Here is a 25,113-nt window from a genome sequence, read left to right on the forward strand (position 1 = left end):
GCTCTCCTTCAACAGGGCCGCTTCGCCGGGAAGCGCCGGCCTCAAGCCCAGCATGGGCACAAGGTCAAGCTGCGGAACGCAGCCCGCTCCACAGTGGATCGGCCAGGGTCAATACAAACGCAGCGTGGCGCGCGAGTTCCATTTCGCTCGCATGATGCGGGCGGGCCGGGCGGAACCGGCGCTCGATCGCAGCCGCATCGAAACCGACCTCCACCGTCGTGGGGCCGGTCGCATCCGCCAGCGAGAAACCGATCTGGCGCCCGCCGGTCAGCTCGACATAGATTTGCGCGAGCAGTTGCGCGTCGAGCAAGGCGCCATGCTTGACCCGCTGGCTGCGATCGACGCCGTAGCGGCTGCACAAAGCATCCAGGCTATGCTTGGCGCCGGGATGGCGCGTGCGCGCGATCGCCAGCGTATCCACCATCCGCGTCAGGCACACCGGATCGAGGCCGCAGGCCTGCAGCTCCCAGTTGAGGAAGCCGAAATCGAACGACGCATTGTGCGCGATCAGCGGGCTATCGCCGACGAAGGCGAGGAAATCGGCCGCGACATGCGCGAAGAGCGGCTTGTCCGACAGGAAATGGATCGACAGGCCGTGGACCGCCTCCGCCTCGCTCGGCATCGATCGCTCGGGATTGATGTAGCAGTGAAAATGCTCGCCGGTCTCGACGCGGTTGACGAGCTCGATGCAGCCGATCTCGACGAGCCGGTGGCCGTCGTGCGGGCTGAGGCCGGTGGTTTCGGTATCGAAGACGATCTCGCGCATCGATGCAGTTTATCGACCTGTGCGCGCGCCCACGCAAGCGAGGATAAAGCGCAGTTTGGCGGCGGTCCGCATCCGCGTGCCCCCGGTCGGCACGACGAAATCGGCGCGGCGGCGCTTCTCGGCATCGGGAGTCTGCAGCGCGCGGATCCGCGCGAGCTTGGCAGCGGTCATGCCCGGCCGGGCGAGCACGCGGCGGCGTTGCTGCCAGGCCGCGGCGGACACGACCAATATCGTATCGACGCGTCGCCAGCCGCCTTTCTCGAACAGCAAGGGGATATCGAGGACGACGATCCGCCGGGCGCGATGCCGCCGCAGAAATCCGCGCCGCGCGCGATCGACCGCGGGGTGGACGAGTCGCTCCAGACGATCGAGCGCGGCGCGATCGCCGAACACCGCCTGGCCCAGTCTGCCGCGATCGACCCCGGCGGCATCGGTCGTGCCCGGATGCAGCGATTCGATCGCCGCCAGCAATTCGCCACCCGGCCCCTGGAGGCGACGCACCTCGGCATCGGCATCGAAGACGGGGACGTGGAGTTTGCGCAGCATCGCCGCGACGGTCGACTTGCCCATGCCGATCGAGCCGGTGAGGCCGATCACGCGACTCATGCGAGCAGCAGATCGCGCAGCGCCACCTCGCTCTCGGCATCGGCGGGCGGATCGGCATCGAACAGCAGGCGGAAGGCGATGCGCGCCTGGCCCGTCAGCATCTGCAGCCCATCGACAATCGGGTGGCCGAGCGCCTTCGCCTGCTTCAGCAACGGCGTCTCCAGCGGAGCATAGACCGCATCATAGACAATCGCGCCGGGCGGCATGTGGCTGAAATCGAGATCGAGCGGCGGCTGGCCCGTCATCCCGCACGAGGTCGCGTTGACGACCACATCGAGACGGCCGTCCATTTCCTTCCAGTCGAAGTCGAGCGGCGCCGCGAAATGCGCAAGATCGGTGACGTGGACGAAGCCGGGATCGAAGCCCGCGGCGATCTCGGCGGCCGCACGCGTCCGGCGCGCGGCGAGGATCAGGGTGAAGCCTTCGCCCCACAGGCCGTGCGCGATCGCGCGCGCGGCGCCGCCCGCGCCGAAGATGCGCGCGGTGCGCAGCATGTGCCGCTCGTCGAGCCACGGCCGGAGCGGCGCGAGGAAGCCGGCCGCATCGCTATTATAACCGATCAGCCTGCCGTCGCGCGCGACGATCGTGTTGACCGCGCCGATCTTGGCGGCGACCGGATCCACCGCATCGAGCAAGGGCAGCACCGCCTGCTTGTGCGGGATCGTGACGTTGCAGCCTCGCCAGTCGGGATCGGCGCGGCGGCGCGCGAGGAAGGCGGGAAGCGCGTCGGCCACCACCTGCGTCCGCCGATAATCGCCGTCGAGCCCGAGCGCCTTCAGCCAGAAACAGTGGATGACCGGCGATTTGGAGTGCGCGATCGGATCGCCGATCACCTCGGCATACTGCGTCATGCCGGGATGACCCCGCGCACCCGCAGCCAATCGAGCAGGGGCAGCAAGGGCAGGCCCATGATCGTGAACTGGCTCCCCTCGATCCGCGAAAAGAGCTGCGCGCCGAGCCCTTCGATCCGATAGCCGCCGACGCAGCCGCCGATCGCGGGCCATTCGGCATCGATATAGGAATCGAGGAACGCGTCCGAGAAAGGCCGCATCGTCAGCCGCGCGACATCGACATGCCGCCAGATCGGCTGCCCGCCGAGCGCGACGACAGCGGCGCTGGCGAGCCGATGCGTCGTTCCGGCCAGCGCCGCGAGCTGCGCGCGCGATTCGGCGCGATCCTCAGCCTTGTCCAGCAACGCGCCGTCCGCCGCCTGCACGGTCGAATCGCAACCGAGCACGAACGCCTCGGGATGGCGGCGCGAGACCTTGATTGCCTTAAGCTCCGCCAGCGCATCGGCGAGCCCGCGCCCGTCGAGCCCGTCGGCGATGAGCGCGGCCTTTACCGATTCCTCGTCGACCCCCGCCGCCTCGGCGCGGAACGGCACACCGGCGGCTGCCAGCATCGCCTTGCGCGACGCGGATTGCGAGGCGAGGATCAGGTCGGTCATGGCCGTGGTTCCGTCGCATGCGCGGTCAGCAGGTTGATGATCGCCGCCGCCGTCTCCTCGATCGAACGGCGCGTCACGTCGATCACCGGCCAGCCCTTGTCCGCGAAGATGCGCCGCGCGAAGGCCAGCTCGGTCGCGACCGCTTCCTGATCGACATAGGCGGTCTCGGTCACCTGATTGAGCGAGAGCAGACGGTTGCGACGGATCTGGATCAGGCGATCCGGGCTTGTCGTCAGCCCGACGACGAGCGGCTTCTTCAGCGTGTAGAGCGACGCCGGCGGCGGGCTCTCCACCACGAGCGGGATATTCGCGACCTTGTAGCCGCGATTGGCGAGATAGATCGAGGTCGGCGTCTTCGAGCAGCGCGAGACGCCGGCGAGGACGATATCGGCCTCCTCCCAGTCCTCGGCGGCGATGCCGTCGTCATGCGCGATCGTGAACTGGATCGCATCGACGCGCGCGAAATAGGCCGCGTCGAGCGTATGCTGGCGGCCGGGCTTGGCCTTGGCCTCCTGCCCGAGCAGCCGCTGCAGCGCCTCGGTTACCGGATCGAGCGCGGCGACATGCGGCAGGCCCGCGACCTGGCAGCGATGCTCGAGCGTGCGGCGCACCTCGGAATTGACGAGCGTGTAGATGATGAGCCCCGGCTTCTGGAGGATTTCGCCCAGCACGCGATCGAGATGCCCCTCGGAGCGGACCATCGGCCAGAAATGCTTGATCGTCTCGACGCCGTCGAACTGGGCGATCGCCGCCTTGGCGATCGCCTCCAGCGTCTCGCCGGTGGAATCGGACAGGAGATGGAGATGCAGGCGCATGCGGGATGGGGCCTAACGCAGCCTGTGGAAAAGCATGGGGGTGATCGCTAGCGGAACCCGGTGGGCAGAGACAAGCGGCCCGATCGATCCCCGCACCGAAGCGACGATCCCGCGCTTTCTCCACAGGGGAACGAATGCGAGCCGCGCCTGTGGATAACGGGGGCAGATCGTGCGACTCGTCGGTTCTGTTGGATATTCCGGGCCGTCAAGCTGTTGGCAAGTTGGCGGGGCGCGAATAAACCCCGCTCCCGGCCCGCCTACAGACTCCAACAATATCCTTTTAAACACTTAAGGTAGAGAGAAGGATGCACCCGATCCCGGCGGAGCTCACCCTGGAAACGGCCGTCGAGCGGCCCCTGCTCGCCGTCCTGCGCGGCGAGCGGCGCGACCCTCCGCCCGTCTGGCTGATGCGCCAGGCCGGGCGCTATCTCCCCGAATATCGGGCGCTACGGGAGGAGAAAGGCGGCTTCCTCGCGCTTTGCTACGATCCGGAAGCCGCCGCCGAGATCACGCTCCAGCCGATCCGCCGCTTCGGATTCGACGGCGCGATCCTGTTTTCCGACATCCTCGTCATCCCGCACGCTTTGGGGCAGGAGCTGTGGTTCGAGGCCGGCGAGGGGCCGCGCCTTGCCCCGCCCCTGCTCGACGGGGATCTCTTGATGCTCGTCGCGGCACGCGAGCGGCTCGCGCCGATCTACGAGACGGTGAAGCGCGTCGTCGCCGGCTTGCCGGGCGAGACGACGATGCTGGGCTTCGCAGGATCGCCCTGGACGGTCGCCACGTACATGGTGGCGGGCGCGGGCTCCAAGGATCAGGGCGCGGCGCGCAGGCTCGCCTATCGCGATCCTGGCGCCTTCCAGCGGCTCATCGATGTGATCGTCGCGGCGACGATCGACTATCTGGTCGGTCAGGTCGACGCCGGCGTGATGGCGATCCAGTTGTTCGACAGCTGGGCGGGAAGTCTCGCCCCCGACGAATTCCGCAAATGGGTGCTCGCGCCGAACCGCGCGATCGTCGACGCCGTGCGCGCCGCGCGGCCGCACGCCGCGATCATCGGTTTCCCCAAGGGGATCGGCGAGAAATTGTCGGTCTATGTGCGCGAGACCGGAGTCGATGCGGTCGGGCTCGACGAGACGATCGATCCGTTCTGGGCGGATGGCGCGCTGCCACGCGGGATGCCCGTCCAGGGCAATCTCGATCCGCTTGCGCTCGTCGCCGGCGGCGCGGCGCTGGAGAGCGCGGTCGCGCGGATCCGCGCGGCGCTGAAGGATCGCCCGCATATCTTCAATCTCGGGCACGGGATCGTTCCCGAAACGCCGATCGTGCATGTCGAGCATCTGCTCGCTATGCTTCGCGGATGACGCTGATGTCGCTGGGAGCGGTGCTTGCCTTGACGTATGAATGGATCAAGGCCGGGCATGTCATCTTCGTGATCTTCTGGATCGCGGGCCTGTTCATGCTGCCGCGTTATTACGTCTATCATCAGGAATCGCCGCCGGGCTCGGCCGAAGAGAAACGCTGGATCGATCGCGAGCGCAAATTGCGCACGATCATCCTGACGCCGGCGATGATCCTCGTCTGGCTGTTCGGGCTGACGCTCGCCTGGCAGCTCGGCCTGTTCGCCGGCGCGCCCGGTCTGGGCTGGCTGCACATGAAGATCCTGCTCGTGCTCGCCCTGTCCGCCTATCACGGCTACATGGTCGGCTACGGCAAGAAGCTCGCGCGCGGCGAGCGGCCGGTGAGCGGCAAGGCGCTGCGGCTGATGAACGAAGTGCCGGGCATCGCTACCGTCTTCATCGTCATCCTGGTGATCATCAAGCCCTTCTGATCTCGCCCACGAACGGAGTGGGTTGCCTCAAGGGTCTGCACATCCCATCTGAGTCTTGACGGCGCGCGGCGCGGCATTTACGCCCGGCGCCAACGGCCAAACGCGTCCTGCGTGGCCTCAGCCTTCAAGCTCGGCAGAACATCGCCCGCCTGCGGCCCGCGCGTTCTCCCCCCTCCGCTTCCATCACCGGACTGCCAGATGCACCTCAAAGACCTCAAGAAGAAGACTCCGGCCGAACTGGTCGCCATGGCGGAGGAGCGCGGCGTCGAGGGCGCATCGACGATGCGCAAGCAGGATCTGATGTTCGGCATCCTGAAGGCCGAGGCCGAGGAAGGCGAGCAGATCCTCGGGCTCGGCACGATCGAGGTGCTCCAGGACGGTTTCGGCTTCCTGCGCAGCCCCGAGGCCAATTATCTCGCCGGCCCCGACGACATCTATGTCTCGCCCAATCAGGTGCGCAAATTCGGCCTGCGCACGGGCGATACGGTCGAGGGCGAGATTCGCGAGCCCAAGGATGGCGAGCGCTATTTCGCGCTGACCAAGCTCCTCCAGGTCAATTTCGACGATCCCTCGGCCGTCCGCCACCGCGTCAATTTCGACAATCTGACGCCGCTCTATCCCGAACAGAAGCTCACGCTCGATCCCGCCGATCCGACCGTCAAGGACAAGTCGGCGCGCGTCATCGATCTCGTCAGCCCGCAGGGCAAGGGCCAGCGCACGCTGATCGTCGCGCCGCCGCGCGTCGGCAAGACGGTGATGCTGCAGAACATGGCCAAGGCCATCACCGACAATCACCCGGAGGTTTTCCTGATCGTGCTGCTCATCGACGAGCGGCCCGAGGAAGTGACCGACATGCAGCGTTCGGTGAAGGGCGAGGTCGTCTCCTCGACCTTCGACGAACCCGCCACGCGCCACGTCGCGGTCGCCGAGATGGTGATCGAGAAAGCCAAGCGCCTCGTCGAGCACAAGAAGGACGTCGTGATCCTGCTCGATTCGATCACGCGTCTCGGCCGCGCCTACAACACGGTCGTGCCGAGCTCGGGCAAGGTGCTGACCGGCGGCGTCGATGCCAATGCGCTCCAGCGCCCGAAGCGCTTCTTCGGCGCGGCGCGCAACATCGAGGAGGGCGGTTCGCTTTCGATCATCGCCACCGCGCTGATCGATACGGGCAGCCGGATGGACGAAGTGATCTTCGAGGAATTCAAGGGCACGGGTAACTCGGAAATCGTGCTCGACCGCAAGGTCGCCGACAAGCGCATCTTCCCCGCGCTCGACGTCGGCAAGTCCGGCACGCGCAAGGAAGAGCTGCTGCTCGACAAGTCGAAGCTCTCCAAGATGTGGGTGCTGCGCCGCATCCTCATGCAGATGGGCACGACCGATGCGATGGAGTTCCTGCTCGACAAGATGAAGGATTCGAAGACCAACGAGGATTTCTTCGATTCTATGAACCAGTAACTCCCGCGAGCGCGGCCGGCGGGCAACGCCCGACCGCCGCATGGGCTTCGCCCATGCGGCATCGCCACCGGAACGCATCGACAGGCCCGCCCCGGCCGGATAACACCCCCCGATGTTCGACATCTGGCAGCACATCGTCACCGATTTCGCGAATCTCGGTTCTCCGGCCGCGCTCGGCGCGTTCGGCCAGGTGCTGATGATCGACGTGATGCTCGCGGGCGACAATGCGATCGTGGTCGGCGCGCTCGCCGCAGGCCTCCCCGCCCAGCAGCGCCGCAAGGTCATCCTGATCGGCATCTTCGCCGCGCTCGTGCTGCGGATCGTCTTCGCGCTGGTCGTCACGCAGCTATTGCAGGTCGTCGGACTCGTCTTTGCGGGCGGGCTTCTCCTGATCTGGGTCGCGTGGAAGATGTGGCGCGAGCTGCGCGAAAATCCCCACACCGAGGTTCATGAGAGCCTGAAGCCGGCGCGCAGCTTCGCTGCCGCCGCCTGGGCAGTTGCGGTCGCCGATGTCAGCATGAGCCTCGACAATGTGCTCGCGGTCGCGGGTGCCGCGCGCGACCATCCGGGCATCCTCATCATCGGCCTGATGCTGTCGGTGATCCTGATGGGCGTCGCCGCGAACCTGCTCGCCAAGGTCATCGAGCGCTATCGCTGGATCGCCTATATCGGGCTGGCCGTGATCCTCTATGTCGCGGGCAAGATGATCTATGACGGGCTGATCAATCCCCATGTCGGGATCCTGACGCTCTTCTGAGCCTCAGGGGATCAGGACGGTCGATCCGATCGTCTTGCGGCCCTCCAGCGCGCGATGCGCTTCGGCGACGTCGGCGAGCGGGAAGCTCTGGCCGATCTCGACCTTCAGCGTGCCGTCGGCGATCCGCGCGAACAGGCGCGCGGCGGCAGCTTCGAGCCGCTCGCGCGTGTCGACATAATCGAACATCGTCGGCCGGGTCAGGAAGACCGAGCCGGCCTTCTGCAGCGTCGATGGCAAAACGGCCTCCGGCGCGCCCGAGGCATTGCCGTAGCTGACGACCAGCCCGCGCTTCGCCGCGCACGCGATCGAGGCCGGCAGGCTCGCCTTGCCGACGCTGTCGAGCACCAGATCGACGCCCGCGGGCACGATCGCGCGCACTTCGCCCGCCAGCGCATCGAAGCCGCCGCACAGCACATGATCGGCGCCGAGCGCCTCAACGCGCGCGACCTTCTCCGCCGTGCCGACATGCGCGATGACGGTCGCGCCCAGCGCCTTTAGCCACGGCACGAGCAGCGAGCCGACGCCGCCCGCAGCCGCATGGACGAGCACGTGCTGGCCCGCCTGGACGCCACCGCATTCGCCGACGAGGAAATCGGCGGTCATCCCCTTCAGCATCACCGCGGCGGCGGTCCGATCGTCCACCGCGTCCGGCAATTTGACGAGGCTCGCAATCGGCATCGTCCGCGCTGTCGCATAAGCGCCGAGCGGCGCGCCCGCATAAGCGACGCGATCGCCGGGCGCGAAGTCCGTAACGCCCTCGCCCACCGCCTCGATCACGCCCGCCGCCTCCGAGCCCAGCCCCGTCGGCAGCGGCAGCGGATAGGCGCCCGCGCGATGATAGGTATCGATGAAGTTGAGCCCGATCGCTTTGTGCCGGACGACGACCTCGCCTTTCCCCGCCGTCAGCGATCCGATCGCCTCGCGCTCCATCGCCTCCGGCCCGCCGGTGGCGCGAAGCACGATGCGATAGTCGCTCATGCGAGATGCGCCGCGAAGAATTCGCGCGTGCGCGCTTCGGCCAGACTGGCCGCCTCGTCGCTGCGGCGCTTGCCGAACGTGTCCGCGAAGCCATGATCGACGCCCGCATATTCCTCGATCGTCACATGCGCGTTGCCGTCGAGCGCGGCGTGGATCTTGGCGCGCGCATCGGCATCAATGAAATGATCCTGCTCGGCGAAGTGCAGGAGCAGCGGCCTGGCGATCGCGTGCGATTCTCCGAGCATGCCGTCGATCCCGGCGCCGTAGAAGCCGACGCTCGCGTCGATGTCGGTGCGCGTCGCGGTCAGAAAGCAGACCCGCCCGCCCAGGCAGAAGCCGACGATGCCGATCTTGCCGCCCGTCAGCAGCGCCCGCGCCGCGCGGATCACCGCCTCGACATCCTCGATGCCCTTGTCGATATCGAACTTGGTCCGGATCTCGAAGCCCTCCGCCATCTGCTCGGGGATGTCGGGATTGAGATCGAGGCCGGGGGCGAAGCGCCAGAACATGTCGGGCGCGAGCGCGAGATAGCCGAGCGCGGCCCAGTCGTCGGCCTTCTGGCGGATGCCTGCATTCACCCCGAAAATCTCCTGGATGACGATGATCGCAGCGGTCGGCTTGGCCGCAGGCGTCGCGCAATAGACATCGAAGCTGCCGCTGCCATCGAGCGCCGCGACCTGGATCGTCTCTGCCATGTTCATCCTTCCGTTACAGGGTCGCCGGGGCCGCTTTTGGCGTCCCTCGACGGTTTCGGCCCGATCCTCTACCAATCCGGCAACCTCGCGCAACGGGAACCGGCCGGCCATGAACATCACGATGAATATCGAATGCACGCCGGAGGAAGCGCGGCGGCTGATGGGCCTGCCCGACATGGCGCCGATCCACGATCTCTATATGGACAAGCTCAAGCAGACGATGGGCGAAGGCTTCACGCCGGAGGTGATCGAGAACATGATGCGGACGTGGACGCCGATGGGCGAAGTCGGCTTCGGCGTGTGGAAACAGCTGATCGATCAGATGACGGGATCGGGCAAGAAGTGACGCCCGCCCCCGCGGGGGACACGATCTTCGCGCTGTCGAGCGGCGCACCCCCGGCCGCGATCGCGATCGTGCGGGTCAGCGGGCCCGATGCCGCCACGGCGCTGGAACGGATCGCCGGCAAGCTACCCGCGCCGCGTCACGCGACCTATGCCGCCTTGCACGATGCCGAAGGGCGGCTGATCGACCGGGCGTTGCTGCTGTGGATGCCGGGTCCTGCGTCGGCGACGGGCGAGGATCTCGCCGAATTCCATCTGCACGGCGGCCGCGCGGTGGCCGCAGCGATGCTCGATTGCCTGTCGGGGATGAGCGGGCTGCGGCTGGCGCTGCCCGGCGAGTTCACCCGCCGCGCTTTCCTCAACGGCCGGATCGATCTGACGGCCGCGGAGGGGCTGGCCGATCTGCTCGCGGCGGAGACCGCCGGTCAGCATGCCCGCGCGCTACGCATGGCCGAAGGCGGCCTAGGCCGGATCATCGCGCGCTGGCGCGAGACGATCCTGGCTCTGTCGGCGCAGATCGAGGCGGCGATCGAATATGGCGAGAGCGAGAGCGATGTCGGCACGACGCCCATGCACGAGGAACCGCTGCGCGCGCTCGCCGACCAAGCCGCGCGGTTGCTGGCGACGCCCCCGGCCGAGCGGCTGCGCGATGGCGTTCGGATCGTCGTCGCGGGTCCGCCGAATTCGGGAAAGTCGAGTCTGATCAATGCGTTGGCCGGACGCGATGTCGCGCTAGCGACGCCGATCGCCGGGACGACGCGCGACATCATCGAAGCGCCCGTCTCGCTCGACGGGCAGGCGCTGTTGCTGATCGACACGGCGGGGCTGCGCGAGGGCACAGAAGAGATCGAACGGCTGGGCATCGCCCGCGCCGAGCAGGCGATCGAGACGGCCGAGCTGATCCTATGGTGCGGCGATCCGGAGGCGTGCCCTGCCCCGGAGCGCAGCCTGTTGTTATTCACACGCGCCGACGAGCGCGCCGACCATCCTGCAGGCGAGACCTTGCGCGTCTCCATCGTCGAGGCGGAGACACTCGCTTTGCTGCGGCGCAGCATCGCCCTTCGCTGTCGCACGCTGATTGGCCCGAGCGACGCGCTCGCGCTCAATCGTCGACAGCGGGATCTCGTTGCGTCGATCGGAGCGGAGATTGAGGCGGCGCTGCACTCGGACGACGTGATTCTTCAGGCCGAGCATCTGCGCCTGTGTCGCGACGCGATTGACGCGCTCCTCGGACGCACGGGCGTCGAGGAGATGCTCGACACTCTGTTCGGGCGATTCTGCCTAGGAAAATAGTTCCACGTGGAACATCGCGGCTGGAGCGATTAAGGGCGACTTATGCTTGGCGCCGACGTCATCATCATCGGGGGAGGCCATGCCGGCGTCGAGGCGGCGGCAGCGGTCGCCCGCATCGGCGCGTCGGCAATTCTCGTCACCGCGCGTGCGGACATGATCGGCGCGATGTCGTGCAATCCGGCGATCGGTGGAATCGGGAAAGGGCACCTCGTCCGTGAGCTCGATGCCTGCGATGGTCTGATGGCGCGCGCCGCAGATCGGGCGGCGATCCATTATCGGATGCTCAATCGCTCGAAGGGCCCGGCCGTACGCGGTCCGCGCATCCAGGCCGATCGCAAGCGCTTCCGCGCGGCGATCCAGCGGGAGATCGCTGCGCTAACCAACCTTGCCATCGTCGAAGCTAGCGTGACCGAACTGCTGCTCGATTCCAGGCGCATCACGGGCGTCCGCCTCGCCGATGGCAGAGCAGTGCACGCCGGTGCCGTTGTCCTGGCTACCGGCACGTTCCTCGGCGGACGCCTCCATTTCGGGATGGAGACGTGCGATGGCGGCCGCATCGGCGAGCCCGGCGCGCATCCGCTCGCGCGTCAGATCGCCGCTCTGGGCTTGCCCGTCGCGCGCCTGAAGACGGGCACGCCGCCGCGACTCGATGGCCGCATGATCGACTGGGCGGCGCTCGAAACGCAGCCGAGCGACGAGGAGCCCTGGACCTTTTCCTCCGCTTCCGCCGCGCGGCCGCTCCCGCAGATCGCCTGCGCGATCACCCGGACGAGCGCGGCGACCCACGACGTGATCCGCGCCAATCTCGATCGATCGCCGCTTTATGCCGGGGTGATCGAGGGCGTCGGCCCGCGTTATTGTCCGTCGATCGAGGACAAGATCGTCCGCTTCGGCGACCGCGACGGGCACCAGATCTTCCTCGAACCCGAAGGCCTGGACGATCCAGCCGTCTACCCCAATGGCCTCTCCACTTCTCTGCCGTGCGACGTGCAGCAGGCGCTGATCGCCACCATTCCCGGGCTCGAGCGCGCCGAGATCCTGCAGCCGGGCTATGCAGTCGAGTATGACCATATCGATCCGCGCGTGCTCGATCATACGCTTGGCGTGCGCGACGTGCCGGGCCTCTATTGCGCGGGGCAGATCAACGGCACCACGGGCTATGAGGAGGCGGCCGCGCAAGGAATGGTCGCCGGTCTGGGCGCGGCGCGTCACGTGGCGGGTACGACGCCGGCAATCTTCGATCGGACGCAATCTTATATCGGCGTCATGATCGATGACCTGACGCTGCAGGGTGTCACCGAGCCGTATCGCATGCTCACCGCGCGCGCCGAATATCGGCTGCACCTTCGCGCTGACAACGCCATGTCGCGGCTCGGCCGCTTCGCTCAGGAGGTGGGACTTGCCTCGCCGGATAGGTCCGCGGCGATCGATCGTCATATCGAGGCATTGGCCACGGCGGCATCGTTGTTGGTCCCGCATAAAGAGGCGATTTTGCGCGGTTTGGACGCCGCAACCGTGGCGCGGTCAGACCCCGGTCTTTCGTCGGTCCAGCCCACGGTCCTGGAAGAGGCCGTCGCCGATCTCGCGTATCGGCCGTACGTTGAGCGCCAACGTCGCGAGCAGATCGCCCGCCGCGTCGGCGACGAGGCTATACCGCTGCAACGGATCGCGAACTTCGGCACCGTCGCCGGGCTTTCGAACGAGATGGTCGAGCGGCTCGACCGCGCGCGTCCGGCAACGCTGGCCGATGCCGGTCGCGTGCGCGGGATCACGCCGGCGGCGCTTACCGCGATCCTTGCTGCCGTCCGCCGCGCCGCATGACCGAAGATGACGCAAGGGCGCTCGTCGCCGAAACTGTTCCACGTGAAACATTTGGGCGGCTTGAGGCGCTCGTCACGTTGGTAGCGGAAGAAAATACGCGGCAGAATCTCGTGGCCCCATCGACGATTCCCATCATGTGGAGCCGCCACGTCCTCGACTCCTCGCAGCTCTTGCGGCTGGCAGGCGATACGACGGGGGCCTGGCTCGACATCGGCGCGGGCGGCGGATTTCCAGGATTGGTGATCGCGTCGTTGCGCGACGAGCTGACCTATCTGGTCGAGCCGCGAGCCAAGCGCGCGGCATTCCTGTCCGCTTCGGCCATCGCGCTCGGCGTCGATCATCGGACGACGATCCTCGCCTCGCGCGTCGAGACGGCACCGATCGACCACCCCTGCGCGATCATCAGCGCGCGCGCGGTCGCCTCTCTCCCTGCCCTGCTCGCGATGGCGGCGCGCCATGCGACCGACGACACGCTTTGGCTCCTGCCGAAGGGCCGATCTGCAGCCGCCGAGGTGGCGGAGGCGCGGCGAGAGTGGCAGGGTGCATTTCGCCTGGTGCCGAGTCTTTCGGATCCCGATTCGGCGATCGTCGTGGCGCGGGGCATACGGAGGAAGCGGGCATGAACCGGATCGCGATTGCGAACCAGAAAGGCGGCGTCGGCAAGACGACGAGCGCGATCAACCTCGCCACTGGGCTCGCCGTGGCCGGTCTGCGCGTGCTGCTCGTCGATTTCGATCCGCAGGGCAACGCTTCGACCGGGCTCGGCATCGATCAGACCAGCCGCGCTAAATCCTCCTACCAGCTCATCACCGGCGGAGCGCGCCTCGACGAGGTCGTCCGCGCGACGAGCGTCCCCAAGCTCGACATCGTCCCCGCCACGCAGGACCTTTCGGCGATCGAGGTCGAGCTCGTCGACGAAGCCGATCGCGCGCATCGCCTGAGCGCGGCGCTCGATCAGGCCGATGGCCGCTGGGATATCTGCCTGATCGATTGCCCGCCCTCGCTCGGGCTGCTGACGATCAACGCGCTCGTCGCCTCGTCGTCGCTGCTCGTGCCGCTCCAGTGCGAATTCTTCGCGCTCGAAGGGCTCAGCCAGCTGCTCCACACGGTCGAGCGCGTCCGCGCGCGGCTCAACCCCGACCTCACGATCCTGGGAATCGCGCTTACCATGTATGATCGCCGCAACCGCCTGTCCGAACAGGTCGCGCAGGACGTCCGCGCCGTGATCGGCGATCTCGTGTTCAAGACGATCATCCCGCGCAACGTCCGCCTGTCCGAGGCGCCGAGCCACGGCCTGCCCGCGCTGGTCTATGATCATCGCTGCCCGGGCTCGGAGGCTTATATGGCTCTGTCGCGCGAGCTGATCGGGCGGCTGCCGCAGACGACGGCGGCGGCCGCGTGAGCGAGGTCAAGCGCGGCCTGGGTCGCGGCCTTTCGGCGCTGCTCGGCGATCCGCAGCGCGAACAGCTGACGCCACCCGAACAGCGCACTGACGGCGGCATCCGCACGATCAATGTCGGCGCGATCCGCCCCAATCCCGATCAGCCGCGCCGCCATTTCGACGAAAGCGCGCTCAACGAGCTCGCCGCCTCGATCAAGGCGCGCGGCCTGCTCCAGCCGATCATCGTCCGCACGATCGACGGCGGCTATCAGATCGTCGCCGGAGAACGGCGCTGGCGTGCCGCGCAACGCGCGCAGCTGCACGAGATTCCGGCGATCGTCCGCAGCATGAACGACGCCGAGACGTTCGAGCTCGCGATCATCGAAAATGTCCAGCGGCAGGATCTCAATGCGATCGAAGAAGCCGAGGCTTATCAACGGCTTGGAGCCGATTACGGGCATACGCAGGAGGTGCTCGGCAAGCTCGTCGGCAAATCCCGCAGCCACATCGCCAATCTGCTTCGCCTCCTCGATCTGCCGGCCGAAGTCCGGCTCGCTCTGGCCGACGGACGGCTCAGCATGGGGCATGCGCGCGCGCTGATCACTGCCGCCGATCCCGCCGGGCTCGCCGATCAGGTCATCCGCCAGGGCCTGTCGGTGCGCGAGACCGAGCGGCTCGCCAAGCAGGCCAAGGGCGGCAAGGAAAAGCGTCTCGGCCCGATCGAATATAAGGGCAGCAACACCGATACCGAGGCGCTGGAGCGCCAGCTCGGCGATCTGCTGGGCCTCAAGGTCGCGATCGCGCATGGCCCGAAGGGCGGGACGGTCACGATTTCCTATTCGACGCTCGATCAGCTTGATCTGATCTGCCAGCGGCTCAGCGGCGGACCGATCTAGAGCGCGGCACTAGCGCCGCCGCGCGGCGTGGCGACTGATCGCGAGTATCTCCTCGTCGGCCACGAAGCTGCCCGCATAGCCCGTCGTCTTCAGCCGCCGCTCGGCCTCGCCGAGCCTCCCGATCGCGATGCTGAGCGACTCGGCGGTCCAGCGCGACAGTTCGGAGCGGACCGCGGCGGTCTCCTTCCAGAAGATCGCGCGGCCGGCGGTCTCCATCACCCGATCGATCCCCTCGCCGCCTTCCATCTGCCCACGCAACTGCGCCAACAGCAACGCCCGCCGGCTCAGCGCACGCAGGACGGGCACCCCCTCGATCCCCTCGCTCGTCAGGCGCTTGAGCTCGGAGTCGGCGGTGGCCGCCTCGCCGCCGAACACGGCATGCGCGAGCCGGGTCAGGTCGCCCTCCTCGATACCCGCGCCGAGCGCATCGAGCGCCTCATGGCCGATCTCGCGCACCTGATCCGGCGCGGCGTCGACGTAGAGCGCGAGCTTCTTCAGTTCCTGCGCGAGCACCGCCCGGTCGTTCGAAGCGGCAGCGACGAGCCGGCGCGCGACATCGGGGCGCATCGACAGACCGAGCGCGCGCCCCATCTCGGCAGCCAAGCCGTCGGCATCGCGGCCCTCGGGCGCATAGCAGGCATGGACGATTGCCGCGTCGCTCGCGGTGGCAGCCTTCACGAGCTTCGAATCCTTGCGCAGCCCCGGCCCGATCGCGACCGCCGGATTGCCCGCCGCCGACGCCTCCAGCAGAGCTGCCACCGCTTCGGCGGCGTCGTCGGTCGCGGGATCGAGCCGGATCCAGCGCCGCCCGCCGAACATCGAGATGGAAGCCGCCTCGTCGGCCAGCCGCGCGGGATCGCTCTTGAGCTGCGAGGAGGTGAAATCTACGCGCTCGACGCCTTCCCCCATCGCCTTGCCCAGCCGCGCCGCGAGCGCGCGCGCCCCTGCCTCGTCGGGGCCGTAGAACAGATAGAGGCGGATCGCGGGGTCGGCGGCATCGAGCGCGCGGACCAGCCGCGCCTCGGCGGGCTTCATCGCGCGCCCCGCGTCATTGGTCGGCGGTCTTGGTGCGCGAGGCGTAGAGCGCGAGACGCGCGACGATCTGGTCGGCAACCTCGCCCGACAGCCGCTCCAGCGCGGTCTGCTCGGCCGCGATCACCGCATATTCGGAGGTGACCACGTCGATGCCCGCATCCGATCCCGCGGTCGCATCGAGCAGCACGGTGCCCGCTTCGGCATCGACGAGCTTGTAGCGCGCGCGCAGCGTCCGCCGCTCGCGCGTCACGGTGTTGTCGGTGCGCACGCCGATGCCCAGGATCTGGTCGTCCAGCTCGACATCCAGCCGATAGCGCGACGCGCCTTTCTGGCCGAGCCGATCGACGAGCGCGGTTCGCACCAGCCAGCCATTCTTGCCGCCGATCGGGCCGACCTCGACCGAACTGAGCGTCTGCGCGACCGGCCCTTTGCCGCCCGCGGCATAAAGCGGGTGCAGGCCGCAGCCGTTGAGCAGCGGGAGAGCGGCGGCGAGCGCCAGCGCGAGAGCGATCCGCTTCATGCGACGATGTTCACGAGTCGATCGGGCACGACGATCACCTTCTTGGGGCTCGCCCCCGCGAGGATGATCTGCACCTTTGCGCTCGCGATCGCCAGCGCTTCCAGCTCGTCCTTCGGCGCGCCCTTGGCGGCCATGATCGTGTCGCGCAGCTTGCCGTTGACCTGGATCGCGATCGTCACCTCGTCGTCGACGAGCATCGCCGGGTCGACCACGGGCCAGGCCGCGTCGGCGACGAGCCCGTCGCCGCCGATCCGCTCCCACGCCGATTCGGCAAGATGCGGGATCATCGGCGCGACGAGCAGGATCAATGTTCGTGCGGCCTCGCGCCGGTCGGGCGAGGGGGCCGCTTTCTCGAGTGCGCCGAGCAATGTGAAGATCTTGGCGACGGCCTTGTTGAACTGCAGCGCCTCGACATCCTCGGCGATCCCGGCGCTCGTCCGGTGGAGCAATTTGCGCAAGCTGATGTCGCCGTTGCTGGCGTCTACCGTGTCCAAAGCGGGCTCGGTCAAACGCCACACGCGCTGGACCAGCCGCGCCGCGCCCTCGATCCCGGCCTCGCTCCACGGCAGATCGCGCTCGGGGGGCGAATCCGAGAGCATGAACCAGCGCGCCGCATCCGCGCCATAGCGATCGAGGATCGGCGCCGGATCGACCGTATTCTTCTTGGACTTGGACATCTTCTCGACGCGCCCGACATGGACCGGATGGCCGGTCGGGCGGTGGAAGAGGCCGTCGGCGCGGCGATCGAGATCCTCGGGCGCGACCCAAGTCGAGACGCTCACCGTATCGGTGCCGAGCGCGCCTTTCTCCTCGGGCGTGGCGGGCAGATCGACCTTCGTCTGGTAGGTCTCGTGCGTCACCATCCCCTGCGTGAACAGGCCGGTGAAGGGCTCGGCGATGTCGAGCTGGCCGAGATGGCGCAGCGCGCGCGTCCAGAAGCGCGCATAGAGCAGGTGCAGGATCGCATGCTCGACCCCGCCGATATATTGGCCGACCGGCAGCCAGCGCTCGGCGACGGCCTTGTCGAACGGTCTGTCGACCGGGCCGCTGGCGAAGCGGATATAATACCAGGACGAATCCGCGAACGTATCGAGCGTGTCGGTCTCGCGCCGCGCGGGCTGGCCGCACTTCGGGCAATCGACATGCTTCCAGGTCGGGTGGCGGTCGAGCGGATTGCCGGGGATGTCGAAGCTGACATCCTCGGGCAGCACGATCGGCAGCTGCGCCTTGGGCACCGCGACGACGCCGCACGTGCCGCAGTGGACGATCGGGATCGGCGTGCCCCAGTAACGCTGGCGGCTCACCCCCCAGTCACGCAGCCGGAACACGGTCGTGCCGGTGCCCCAGCCCTCGCTCTCGGCGCGGGCGATGACGGCGGCCTTGGCGGCCTCCGAGGTCATCCCGTCGAGGAAGCGCGAATGGACCATCAAGCCCGGCGTGCTGTCCGCCTCGTCGTGGATCGGCGCTTCGGCCTGCTCGGGCGAAGCGGCGACGACGCGCGTCACCGGCAGCATATATTTGCGCGCGAAATCGAGATCGCGCTGGTCGTGCGCGGGCACGCCGAACACCGCGCCGGTGCCATAGTCCATCAGCACGAAATTCGCTATGAAGACGGGAAGTTTCCACGTCGGATCAAGCGGATGCACCGCAGACAGGCCGGTATCGAAGCCCAGTTTCTCGGCGGTCTCGATCTCGGCCGCCGCCGTGCCCGTGCGCCGGCATTCGGCGACGAACGCGTCGATTCCGGGCGTCCCGGCGGCGACGAGCGCCTGCGCGAGCGGATGATCGACCGACACCGCGACGAACGACGCGCCGAAGATCGTGTCCGGCCGGGTTGTGAAGACCTCGACGCCCGGCAGTGGGCCGCCGTCCAGCGCGAAATGGAGGCGCAGCCCCCTGGATCGCCCGATCCAGTTCGCCTGCATGAGCTTCACCTTGTCGGGCCACTGGTCGAGGCTCTCCAGCCCTTCCAGCAGCTCGTCGGCGAAATCGGTGATCTTGAGGAACCACTGGCTGAGCTTGCGCCGCTCGACGAGCGCGCCCGAGCGCCAGCCGCGCCCGTCGATGACCTGCTCGTTGGCGAGCACGGTCATGTCGACCGGGTCCCAATTGACCGCGCTTTCCTTGCGATAGACGAGGCCCGCCGCGAACATGTCGAGGAACAGCGCCTGCTCCTGGCCATAATATTCGGGTTCGCAGGTCGCCAGCTCGCGGCTCCAGTCGAGCCCGAAGCCGATCCGCTGAAGCTGCTCGCGCATTGCCGCGATATTGGCACGCGTCCAGTCGCCCGGATGGACGCCCTTCTCCATCGCCGCATTCTCGGCGGGCATGCCGAACGCGTCCCAGCCCATCGGGTGGAGCACCTCGTGCCCGGTCATCCGCCGGAAGCGCGCCAGCACGTCGCCCATCGTATAGTTGCGGACATGCCCCATGTGGATGCGCCCCGATGGATAGGGAAACATCTCGAGCACGTAGCTCTTGGGCTTGGGGCTGTCGTCGTCGGCGTGGAAGGTCCCGCGCGCGGCCCATTCCTGCTGCCAGCGGCTATCGGCGGCGGCCGGATCGAAGCGCGCAGCCTGCCGGTCGTTCCGGTCGTCGCTCATCGGATCAGCCGGCGGCGTTGCGCCTGAGGTCGCGCGCCTTCTGGAGGATCACCTCCTCCAGCTTCTGGTTGGTGCCCGCCTGGACCGACGTATCGACCCACTGGCCGCCCTGCAGGATCTGGCGCGCGGTGGAGACGCGCACCGCATCGGCGCGCAGCTCCTGATCGAGGATCGCGACCGAAGCCTTCATCCGCTCGGTGCGGATCGCCGGGTTCACATACCATTCGGTGACAATGACGCCGCCGTTAGAATCGGTCTGCGCGATCGTCATGAACGAGAGCGTGTCGAGCGTTGCGCGCCACAGATAGGCGTTGACACCGATCGTCGTGATCCGCGCCGGCGCGAGCTGCTTGGCGGTCGGCGCCTTCTTGTCCCGATGGCCGAACAGGCCACCCCCGCAGGCGGCGAGGCTCGTGCACAGGACGAGGCCGAGGGCGATGCGGGCGGCACGGTTCATGGATCAAACCTTGGAATTAGGGGCTTGCGAAAGAGCGGCACCGTTATAGATGCGCCGCCACACCCGCAAGCGCGGCCCGTCGCAGCCATTCCGGCCGCAATGGTCGCCCTGTGGATAAGGTGCAACAGACCGAAAAGATTCGGATATCGGCGTGGAACGTTGCGCGCGCTGTATGGTAGGCGACATTGCAACAGGGGTGAGTCCAAGTCTGATGATCGGCACGGGTGACAGGATGGCGAAATGGGGCGGCGCGCTCGCGCTCGTCGCCGCGCTGTCGCTCGCGCCTGCCTCGGCCCGGGCGCCGCGCGCCAAGAGTGCCAAGGGATCGCCGCTGGCCATGTCCGGCTTCGGCGCCTTCACCCCCGCCGCCGCCGATCCGCGCATGGCCGCAGCCTTCGCGCGCAGCGGGCTCGGCACGTCCAATTTCGCAGGCGGCGCCTTCCGCTTCACGCCGGCAGCGCCGGCCAAGAGCCGCGCGATCACCGTGGCGGTCCGCTCGCGCGTCGTCACGAAGGCGGAGGCCGCGCGCAATCTCGCGATCGCCGCCGATATCGCGCCGTCGGCCTACAGCCTCGGCATGTCGGTCGGCTGGAAGCGCTTCGCCATCTCGGGCGACATGTCGCGCACCGATGGCGGGCTGCTCCCCGATGGCCGCGAATCGGCCGATATCGGCTTGGCTTATTATGGCCGCCGCTGGGCGACGAAGCTGGATCTCGCTGCCGATCGCGCCGCGGGCGATCGTCCGATCGCGGTCGGCATCGATCAGAGCTGGTCGCTGGGCCTGGGCACGACCTACGCGCTCACGCACAATCTCGATGTGACCGGCGGCGTCCGCTATCGTGCGCAGCGCGAGCAGTTCCAGTCGCTCGTCGACGATCGCCGCGACAGCCAGTCCGTCTATCTGGGCACGACCTTCCGCTTCTGATTCGTCGGCGGATAAGTTTCCCTCGTGCCGTTCGCACTGAGCTTGTCGAAGTGCCGTGTTTTTTGCCGCCAAGAAGAGCTGTGCTTCGGCACGCTCAGCACGAACGGTAAAGGAGTTCCTCCAGAAACCGCCGCAGGTTAGCTGCTCCACGCGTCGATCGCCGCCCAGCCCGAAGCGCCGAGCGCGCGCATCCGCCGATAGCGCCGCGCATCCATCCCGCCGAGCGCGACGATCGTCAGCGTCGATCGCTTTGCCATCTGCCCGAGTCGGATCGGACCTAATGCAGGCGCGCCCGGATGCGACCGGGTCGCGAAGACAGGCGAAACAAAGGCGACATCCACGCCTGCTCGTCGTGCGGCGACCAGTTCGCGCGGATCATGCACCGGTGCGGTCCGGAATCGCAGCGGCAGCCGAAGCACCCCGCGCCCGTGCCAGCCATCCGCGCCCCAGCCGATCGCATCGCGCGGATCGCCGGCCAAAATGAGGACGAGCCCGCGCGCCTTGGCGATCCGCCGCACCGTCTCGAACCGCGCCCGCCGCGCCGCGCGTGGGGTGGCGTGGTGGCGAAACACGATTCCCGCGCCGCGCGGTAGCCGCCCCAGCGCGCGCTCAAGCCCGATATCGGCGCGCTCGTCGGTGAACAGCCACAACGTCGGCACGGGTTGGCGAGCGGGCATGGCCCCTCCTATAGGGGCGCGATGCCCCAGCCCGAAATTCCGACCGCCGCGCAAAATCTGGCGGAGGTCCGCACCGCGCTCGCCCGCGCCGCCGGTTTGGCGGGGCGCGCGCCGAGCGGCGTCGAGCTGATCGCCATCTCCAAGACGCATCCCGCCGAGGCGATCGTGCCGTTGCTCGCTGCTGGCCAGCGCAGCTTCGGCGAGAATCGCGTGCAGGAGGCGGCGGGCAAATGGCCGGCCTTGCGCGGCCTGTTCCCGGATGTCCGCCTCCATCTCGTCGGCCAGCTCCAGTCGAACAAGGCGCGCGATGCGGTCGATCTGTTCGATGCGATCCACGCCGTCGATCGGCCTTCGCTCGTGACCGCGCTCGCCGCGGCGATGGACGCGGCCGGCAAGCGCCCCGATTGCTATCTGCAGGTCAATATCGGCGAGGAGCCGCAAAAGGCCGGCTGCGCGATCGCCGATCTGCCCGCTTTGCTGGCGCAGGCGCGCGACGCGGGCCTGCCGATCGTCGGCCTGATGGCGGTGCCGCCCGCCGAGACCGAGGCCGCGCCCTATTTCGCCCTGCTCGCCGAGCTTGCCCGCCGCCACGATTTGCCTGGCCTCAGCATGGGCATGTCGAGCGATTACGAGACCGCGGTGATGCTTGGCGCGACCTGCGTGCGCGTCGGCACCGCTCTGTTCGGAGGGCGCGGATGACGCCCGACGCGATCATCTTCGATTTCGATGGCGTGCTGCTCGAGAGCGAGCATTCCGGCAATCGTCATCTCGCCGAGTATCTGACGAACCTCGGCCACCCGATCGCCCCCGAAGAGGCGATGACGCAGTTCATGGGGCTCGCGGGCGCGGATTTCATCGGCGCGGTCGAGGGCTGGGCCGGGCGGCGCCTGCCCGACGATTTCCAGGCGATCCGCCAGGCCGAACAGGCGCGCGAAATGGCCGAGGGCCTCGATCCGGTCGCGGGCGCTATCGCGTTCGTGCGCGGCTTGCCCGCGGATCTGCCGATCGCGATCGCCTCGTCCAGCTCGACCGCCTGGATCGTCGCGCGTCTCGATCATCTGGGCTTGCGCGATGCATTCGGCGATCGGATCTTCAGCGGCCGCGAGCATGTCGTGCGCGGCAAGCCCGCGCCCGACATCTATCTTTTCGCCGCCGCTGCGCTCGGCGTGCCGATCGAACGCACCGTCATCCTCGAGGATTCGGTGGTGGGCGCGACCGGCGCGGTCGCCTCGGGCGCCACCGTCATCGGGCTGTGCGCCGGGCGCCATTGCGGCCTGGGCCATGCCGATCGGCTGCGCGCGCTCGGCGTTTCGAGAATCGCGCACGATTTCATCGAAGTCGCCGCCTTCATTCGATCCTGAGCAGGTCTCCGGGCCGAAGCGCCGGCAGCAGCGTCAGCAAGGCGTCGCGCGCGATAGCAACGCAGCCCTCGGTCGTCGCGCCGTCGCGCCAGCAATGCAGGAAGATCGCGCTGCCCGCGCCGGCCACGGCCGGCGCGTCATTGTGGCCCAGGATGACGATCGCGTCGTAGAGCCCGTCGTCGCGCCATAGCCGCTCCGCCGAATAGGGATGCGGGTGGCGGATGGGGCGATTATAAGCGGGGTCGGCGCTGTCGTCCGACCAGCCATCGTCGCGCCGCAGCCAGCGCCAGGGTAAAGCCAGCGACAGGGGAGCCACGCGATCGGGCCGCAGCAACACGCCCCGGATCGGCCAATCGCCAAGCGGCGTCGCGCCATCGCCCTCGCTTTTGTCCGCCGCCGCGATCGTCCCGCCCCGTCCGATGCTGCAGGCGATGTCGCCTATCGGCCCGCGCAGCAGCCCCGCGCGCGTATCGGCCACCAGCATCACAGCAGATGCCCGGTCCGATCGCGCTTCACATCGAGATAATGCGCGTTGTGCGGGTTCGCGGGCAGCACCAACGGCAGCCGCTCGACGACCTCGATGCCGTGCGCGGTGAGCCCCGTCACCTTGGCCGGGTTGTTGGTCAGCAGCCGGACTCGCTCCTGCCCGAGCAACGTCAGCATCCGCGCGGCGACGCCGAAATCGCGCGCATCGATCGCGAAGCCCAGCCGCAGATTGGCATCGACCGTGTCGAAGCCCTGATCCTGCAGCGCATAAGCGCGCAATTTGTTGACCAGCCCGATGCCGCGCCCCTCCTGCCGCAGATAGAGCAATATGCCCCAGCCGACCCCGGCAATCTCCTTCAGCGCCTCCGCCAGCTGCGGGCCGCAATCGCATTTGAGGCTGCCGAGCACGTCGCCGGTCAGGCATTCGCTGTGCAGGCGCACCAGCGGCGGCGTCCCGTCGGGCGTACCGATCACGAGCGCGACATGCTCGCCCGCATCGGCCGGCCCGCGGAAGGCAATGATCTCGGCGCGCTCGGCAGCCGCCACCGGCAGCCGCGCGCGCACGGCGATGACGAGCTGCGCGGGGTCCTCATAACCGACGACAGAAGCGGCGGAGACGGGCGTCGCTCCCTCGATCGCGCCGTCGATCAGGAACAGGGCAGGCAGCAGCCCGGCGAGCCGCGCGAGCGCCAGCGCGGCGGCTGCGGTCCCCGCATCGGCGAGCGGCTTCGTCCGGTAAGGGCCCTTGAGCGGGGTCGCGAGGTCGTGCGCCGGATCGGCCAGCGCATGCGCGGCGGGCAGATCCAGCCAGCGCACCCGTTCGACCAGCACCGGCAGGCCCGGCGTCGCCGCATCGCGCTGGTTGGCGAGCTTCAGCACCGTCGCGCGGTGCGAGGAGAGCAAAAGGTCGGCGGCGGCCGCCGGATCATAGGCCGCAAGCCGCGCATCGTCGGCGGTCTCCACCGCCAGCACCGTCGCCGCGCCGGTGTCGCTCGTGATCGTCACCGGCCAGCCGCGCCGCAGCGCGTCGATCGCCTGCGCCGCCGCGCGCGGGTCGGCTGCGCTCACACCTCGAACTCGGTGACGAGCGGCACATGGTCCGACGGCTTCAGCCAGTTGCGGCACGATTCGTGGACCGTATGCGCGGTCGCCTTGGCCGCGAGCGCCGGGCTTGCCCACATATGATCGAGCCGCCGGCCGCGATCATTGACCGTCCAGTCGGGCGAGCGGTAGCTCCACCATGTGTGCAGCCGCGCCGGCGCCGGATAGAAATGGCGGCCGAGATCGACCCAGTCGTGCGCCGCCTGCATCCGCCCGAGCAGCTCGACTTCGACCGGCGTGTGGCTGACGACGTCGAGCAATTGCTTGTGGCTCCAGACGTCGCACTCCAGCGGGGCGATGTTGAAGTCGCCGACCACCAACGTCGGCTCGCTCAGGCAGCGCGACCAGTCGACCATCCGCTCGACGAAGGCGAGTTTCTGCGCGAACTTCGGATTGACCGCGGGATCGGGCACGTCGCCGCCTGCGGGCACATAGACATTTTCGAGCCGGAAGCCGGCCTCCAGCCAGACGCCGACATGCCGCGCCTCGCCATTGTCCTGCCAGTCGTAGCGCCAGCATGCGTCCGACGCGTCGCGGAACGGGATCCTGCTCAGGATCGCCACGCCATGATGCATGCGCTGGCCGTGCAGCCGCTGGTGGACATAGCCCATCTTGTGAAAGGCCTGCGCCGGGAAGGCGTCGTCGGCCGCCTTCGTCTCCTGCAGGCAGAGGATGTCGGGATTCTCTGTGGTCAGGAACTGTTCGACGATGCCGATCCGCGCGCGCACCGAATTGATGTTCCACGAAGCGATCTTGAGGGCGGCCATAGGCGTGCGATGTAGCGACGGGCGCGGCGCTCCGCCAGCGGGGCGGGCCTGAGTGTCAACGTCGGTTTCGTATGATGTTGGCTGGTCCGATCGGGCCTGGC

28 protein-coding genes are annotated in these 25,113 nt (G+C 68.1%); 13 read left to right on the forward strand and 15 right to left on the reverse strand.

The window, feature by feature from the left end; all coding sequences use genetic code 11:
* Window positions 1-64: 64 nt before the first annotated feature.
* From dnaQ to Q4F19_RS16590, 5 genes are read right to left on the reverse strand one after another with little or no spacing between them, the layout of a single operon-like run.
* Window positions 65-766, reverse strand: a complete 702-nt coding sequence (gene dnaQ / locus Q4F19_RS16570; protein WP_303544812.1) for a DNA polymerase III subunit epsilon — start codon at window positions 764-766, stop codon at window positions 65-67.
* A gap of 9 nt (window positions 767-775) precedes the next feature.
* Window positions 776-1,372: a dephospho-CoA kinase gene (coaE, locus tag Q4F19_RS16575; protein WP_303544813.1), complete on the reverse strand. Its 597-nt coding sequence runs from the start codon at window positions 1,370-1,372 to the stop codon at window positions 776-778.
* On the reverse strand, window positions 1,369-2,223 hold the full coding sequence (gene aroE / locus Q4F19_RS16580) for a shikimate dehydrogenase (protein ID WP_303544815.1): 855 nt from the start codon (window positions 2,221-2,223) through the stop codon (window positions 1,369-1,371). The genes coaE and aroE overlap by 4 nt, the downstream gene beginning before the upstream one ends.
* Window positions 2,220-2,819, reverse strand: a complete 600-nt coding sequence (locus tag Q4F19_RS16585) for a Maf family protein (RefSeq protein ID WP_303544817.1) — start codon at window positions 2,817-2,819, stop codon at window positions 2,220-2,222. The genes aroE and Q4F19_RS16585 overlap by 4 nt, the downstream gene beginning before the upstream one ends.
* On the reverse strand, window positions 2,816-3,634 hold the full coding sequence (locus Q4F19_RS16590) for a pyruvate, water dikinase regulatory protein (protein WP_303544820.1): 819 nt from the start codon (window positions 3,632-3,634) through the stop codon (window positions 2,816-2,818). The genes Q4F19_RS16585 and Q4F19_RS16590 overlap by 4 nt, the downstream gene beginning before the upstream one ends.
* 305 nt (window positions 3,635-3,939) lie before the next feature.
* Between Q4F19_RS16590 and hemE the strand changes: the two genes are divergently transcribed.
* The 4 genes from hemE (at window position 3,940) to Q4F19_RS16610 (ending at window position 7,674) form a co-directional block, all read left to right on the forward strand.
* Window positions 3,940-4,995, forward strand: coding sequence for a uroporphyrinogen decarboxylase (gene hemE / locus Q4F19_RS16595; RefSeq protein ID WP_303544823.1), 1,056 nt, complete (start codon window positions 3,940-3,942; stop codon window positions 4,993-4,995).
* Window positions 4,992-5,462: a CopD family protein gene (locus Q4F19_RS16600; RefSeq protein WP_303544827.1), complete on the forward strand. Its 471-nt coding sequence runs from the start codon at window positions 4,992-4,994 to the stop codon at window positions 5,460-5,462. Before hemE ends, Q4F19_RS16600 begins: the two co-directional genes overlap by 4 nt.
* Window positions 5,463-5,660: 198 nt before the next feature.
* On the forward strand, window positions 5,661-6,917 hold the full coding sequence (gene rho, locus Q4F19_RS16605; RefSeq protein ID WP_303544830.1) for a transcription termination factor Rho: 1,257 nt from the start codon (window positions 5,661-5,663) through the stop codon (window positions 6,915-6,917).
* A 112-nt stretch (window positions 6,918-7,029) separates the two neighbouring features.
* Window positions 7,030-7,674, forward strand: a complete 645-nt coding sequence (locus Q4F19_RS16610; RefSeq protein WP_303544833.1) for a TerC family protein — start codon at window positions 7,030-7,032, stop codon at window positions 7,672-7,674.
* A gap of 3 nt (window positions 7,675-7,677) precedes the next feature.
* Here Q4F19_RS16610 and Q4F19_RS16615 read toward each other — a convergent pair whose 3' ends face one another.
* Both Q4F19_RS16615 and Q4F19_RS16620 read right to left on the reverse strand, forming a co-directional pair.
* Complete coding sequence (locus Q4F19_RS16615; RefSeq protein WP_303544835.1) at window positions 7,678-8,652, reverse strand: quinone oxidoreductase family protein; 975 nt, start codon at window positions 8,650-8,652, stop codon at window positions 7,678-7,680.
* Window positions 8,649-9,347: a dienelactone hydrolase family protein gene (locus Q4F19_RS16620; protein ID WP_303544837.1), complete on the reverse strand. Its 699-nt coding sequence runs from the start codon at window positions 9,345-9,347 to the stop codon at window positions 8,649-8,651. The genes Q4F19_RS16615 and Q4F19_RS16620 overlap by 4 nt, the downstream gene beginning before the upstream one ends.
* A 109-nt stretch (window positions 9,348-9,456) precedes the next feature.
* On the opposite strand from Q4F19_RS16620, the gene Q4F19_RS16625 reads away from it, so the two are divergent.
* From Q4F19_RS16625 to Q4F19_RS16650, 6 genes are read left to right on the forward strand one after another with little or no spacing between them, the layout of a single operon-like run.
* The gene (locus tag Q4F19_RS16625) at window positions 9,457-9,693 is read left to right on the forward strand and encodes a DUF6489 family protein (RefSeq protein ID WP_303544840.1); all 237 of its coding nucleotides are present in this window, start codon (window positions 9,457-9,459) and stop codon (window positions 9,691-9,693) included.
* Entirely contained in the window at window positions 9,690-10,982 is a 1,293-nt protein-coding gene (mnmE, locus tag Q4F19_RS16630) for a tRNA uridine-5-carboxymethylaminomethyl(34) synthesis GTPase MnmE (RefSeq protein ID WP_303544843.1), read from the forward strand. The genes Q4F19_RS16625 and mnmE overlap by 4 nt, the downstream gene beginning before the upstream one ends.
* Before the next feature lie 42 nt (window positions 10,983-11,024).
* On the forward strand, window positions 11,025-12,803 hold the full coding sequence (gene mnmG / locus Q4F19_RS16635; protein ID WP_303544846.1) for a tRNA uridine-5-carboxymethylaminomethyl(34) synthesis enzyme MnmG: 1,779 nt from the start codon (window positions 11,025-11,027) through the stop codon (window positions 12,801-12,803).
* A complete protein-coding gene (locus Q4F19_RS16640) occupies window positions 12,800-13,426 on the forward strand; it encodes a 16S rRNA (guanine(527)-N(7))-methyltransferase RsmG (RefSeq protein WP_303544849.1) in 627 nt (208 codons plus the stop codon). The genes mnmG and Q4F19_RS16640 overlap by 4 nt, the downstream gene beginning before the upstream one ends.
* Window positions 13,423-14,205: a ParA family protein gene (locus tag Q4F19_RS16645; protein ID WP_303544852.1), complete on the forward strand. Its 783-nt coding sequence runs from the start codon at window positions 13,423-13,425 to the stop codon at window positions 14,203-14,205. The genes Q4F19_RS16640 and Q4F19_RS16645 overlap by 4 nt, the downstream gene beginning before the upstream one ends.
* Window positions 14,202-15,080: a ParB/RepB/Spo0J family partition protein gene (locus Q4F19_RS16650; protein WP_303544855.1), complete on the forward strand. Its 879-nt coding sequence runs from the start codon at window positions 14,202-14,204 to the stop codon at window positions 15,078-15,080. Before Q4F19_RS16645 ends, Q4F19_RS16650 begins: the two co-directional genes overlap by 4 nt.
* 9 nt (window positions 15,081-15,089) lie before the next feature.
* Here Q4F19_RS16650 and holA read toward each other — a convergent pair whose 3' ends face one another.
* From holA to Q4F19_RS16670, 4 genes are read right to left on the reverse strand one after another with little or no spacing between them, the layout of a single operon-like run.
* Complete coding sequence (holA, locus tag Q4F19_RS16655) at window positions 15,090-16,115, reverse strand: DNA polymerase III subunit delta (RefSeq protein WP_303544858.1); 1,026 nt, start codon at window positions 16,113-16,115, stop codon at window positions 15,090-15,092.
* Window positions 16,116-16,128: 13 nt separating this feature from the next.
* Window positions 16,129-16,635 carry an LPS assembly lipoprotein LptE gene (gene lptE, locus Q4F19_RS16660; RefSeq protein WP_303544863.1) on the reverse strand — a complete coding sequence of 169 codons (507 nt, stop codon included), beginning with the start codon at window positions 16,633-16,635 and terminating at the stop codon, window positions 16,129-16,131.
* Window positions 16,632-19,238: a leucine--tRNA ligase gene (gene leuS / locus Q4F19_RS16665; RefSeq protein ID WP_303544867.1), complete on the reverse strand. Its 2,607-nt coding sequence runs from the start codon at window positions 19,236-19,238 to the stop codon at window positions 16,632-16,634. The genes lptE and leuS overlap by 4 nt, the downstream gene beginning before the upstream one ends.
* Window positions 19,239-19,242: 4 nt before the next feature.
* Window positions 19,243-19,695, reverse strand: a complete 453-nt coding sequence (locus Q4F19_RS16670; protein ID WP_303544870.1) for a DUF3576 domain-containing protein — start codon at window positions 19,693-19,695, stop codon at window positions 19,243-19,245.
* Between the two features lie 196 nt (window positions 19,696-19,891).
* On the opposite strand from Q4F19_RS16670, the gene Q4F19_RS16675 reads away from it, so the two are divergent.
* Entirely contained in the window at window positions 19,892-20,620 is a 729-nt protein-coding gene (locus tag Q4F19_RS16675) for a hypothetical protein (protein WP_303544873.1), read from the forward strand.
* A gap of 137 nt (window positions 20,621-20,757) precedes the next feature.
* Here the strand turns inward: Q4F19_RS16675 and Q4F19_RS16680 are convergent, their stop codons facing one another.
* A complete protein-coding gene (locus Q4F19_RS16680) occupies window positions 20,758-21,297 on the reverse strand; it encodes a thiamine phosphate synthase (RefSeq protein ID WP_303544876.1) in 540 nt (179 codons plus the stop codon).
* Window positions 21,298-21,318: 21 nt separating this feature from the next.
* On the opposite strand from Q4F19_RS16680, the gene Q4F19_RS16685 reads away from it, so the two are divergent.
* Together Q4F19_RS16685 and Q4F19_RS16690 are read left to right on the forward strand one after the other, a co-directional pair.
* Entirely contained in the window at window positions 21,319-21,996 is a 678-nt protein-coding gene (locus tag Q4F19_RS16685; RefSeq protein ID WP_303544878.1) for a YggS family pyridoxal phosphate-dependent enzyme, read from the forward strand.
* The gene (locus tag Q4F19_RS16690) at window positions 21,993-22,658 is read left to right on the forward strand and encodes an HAD family hydrolase (protein ID WP_303544881.1); all 666 of its coding nucleotides are present in this window, start codon (window positions 21,993-21,995) and stop codon (window positions 22,656-22,658) included. Before Q4F19_RS16685 ends, Q4F19_RS16690 begins: the two co-directional genes overlap by 4 nt.
* On the opposite strand, the gene Q4F19_RS16695 is transcribed toward Q4F19_RS16690, so the two are convergent.
* Genes Q4F19_RS16695 through Q4F19_RS16705 form a run of 3 tightly spaced genes read right to left on the reverse strand, consistent with a single transcriptional unit; the run spans window position 22,645 to window position 25,012 of the window.
* Entirely contained in the window at window positions 22,645-23,142 is a 498-nt protein-coding gene (locus tag Q4F19_RS16695; protein WP_303544887.1) for a L,D-transpeptidase family protein, read from the reverse strand. The two genes, Q4F19_RS16690 and Q4F19_RS16695, sit on opposite strands and share 14 nt — an antisense overlap.
* A complete protein-coding gene (gene ribA / locus Q4F19_RS16700) occupies window positions 23,142-24,212 on the reverse strand; it encodes a GTP cyclohydrolase II (RefSeq protein WP_303544890.1) in 1,071 nt (356 codons plus the stop codon). The genes Q4F19_RS16695 and ribA overlap by 1 nt, the downstream gene beginning before the upstream one ends.
* Entirely contained in the window at window positions 24,209-25,012 is an 804-nt protein-coding gene (locus Q4F19_RS16705; protein ID WP_303544893.1) for an exodeoxyribonuclease III, read from the reverse strand. The genes ribA and Q4F19_RS16705 overlap by 4 nt, the downstream gene beginning before the upstream one ends.
* Window positions 25,013-25,113: the final 101 nt, after the last annotated feature.

The organism is Sphingomonas natans (assembly GCF_030546695.1).
Classification (GTDB): domain Bacteria; phylum Pseudomonadota; class Alphaproteobacteria; order Sphingomonadales; family Sphingomonadaceae; genus Sphingomonas_I; species Sphingomonas_I natans.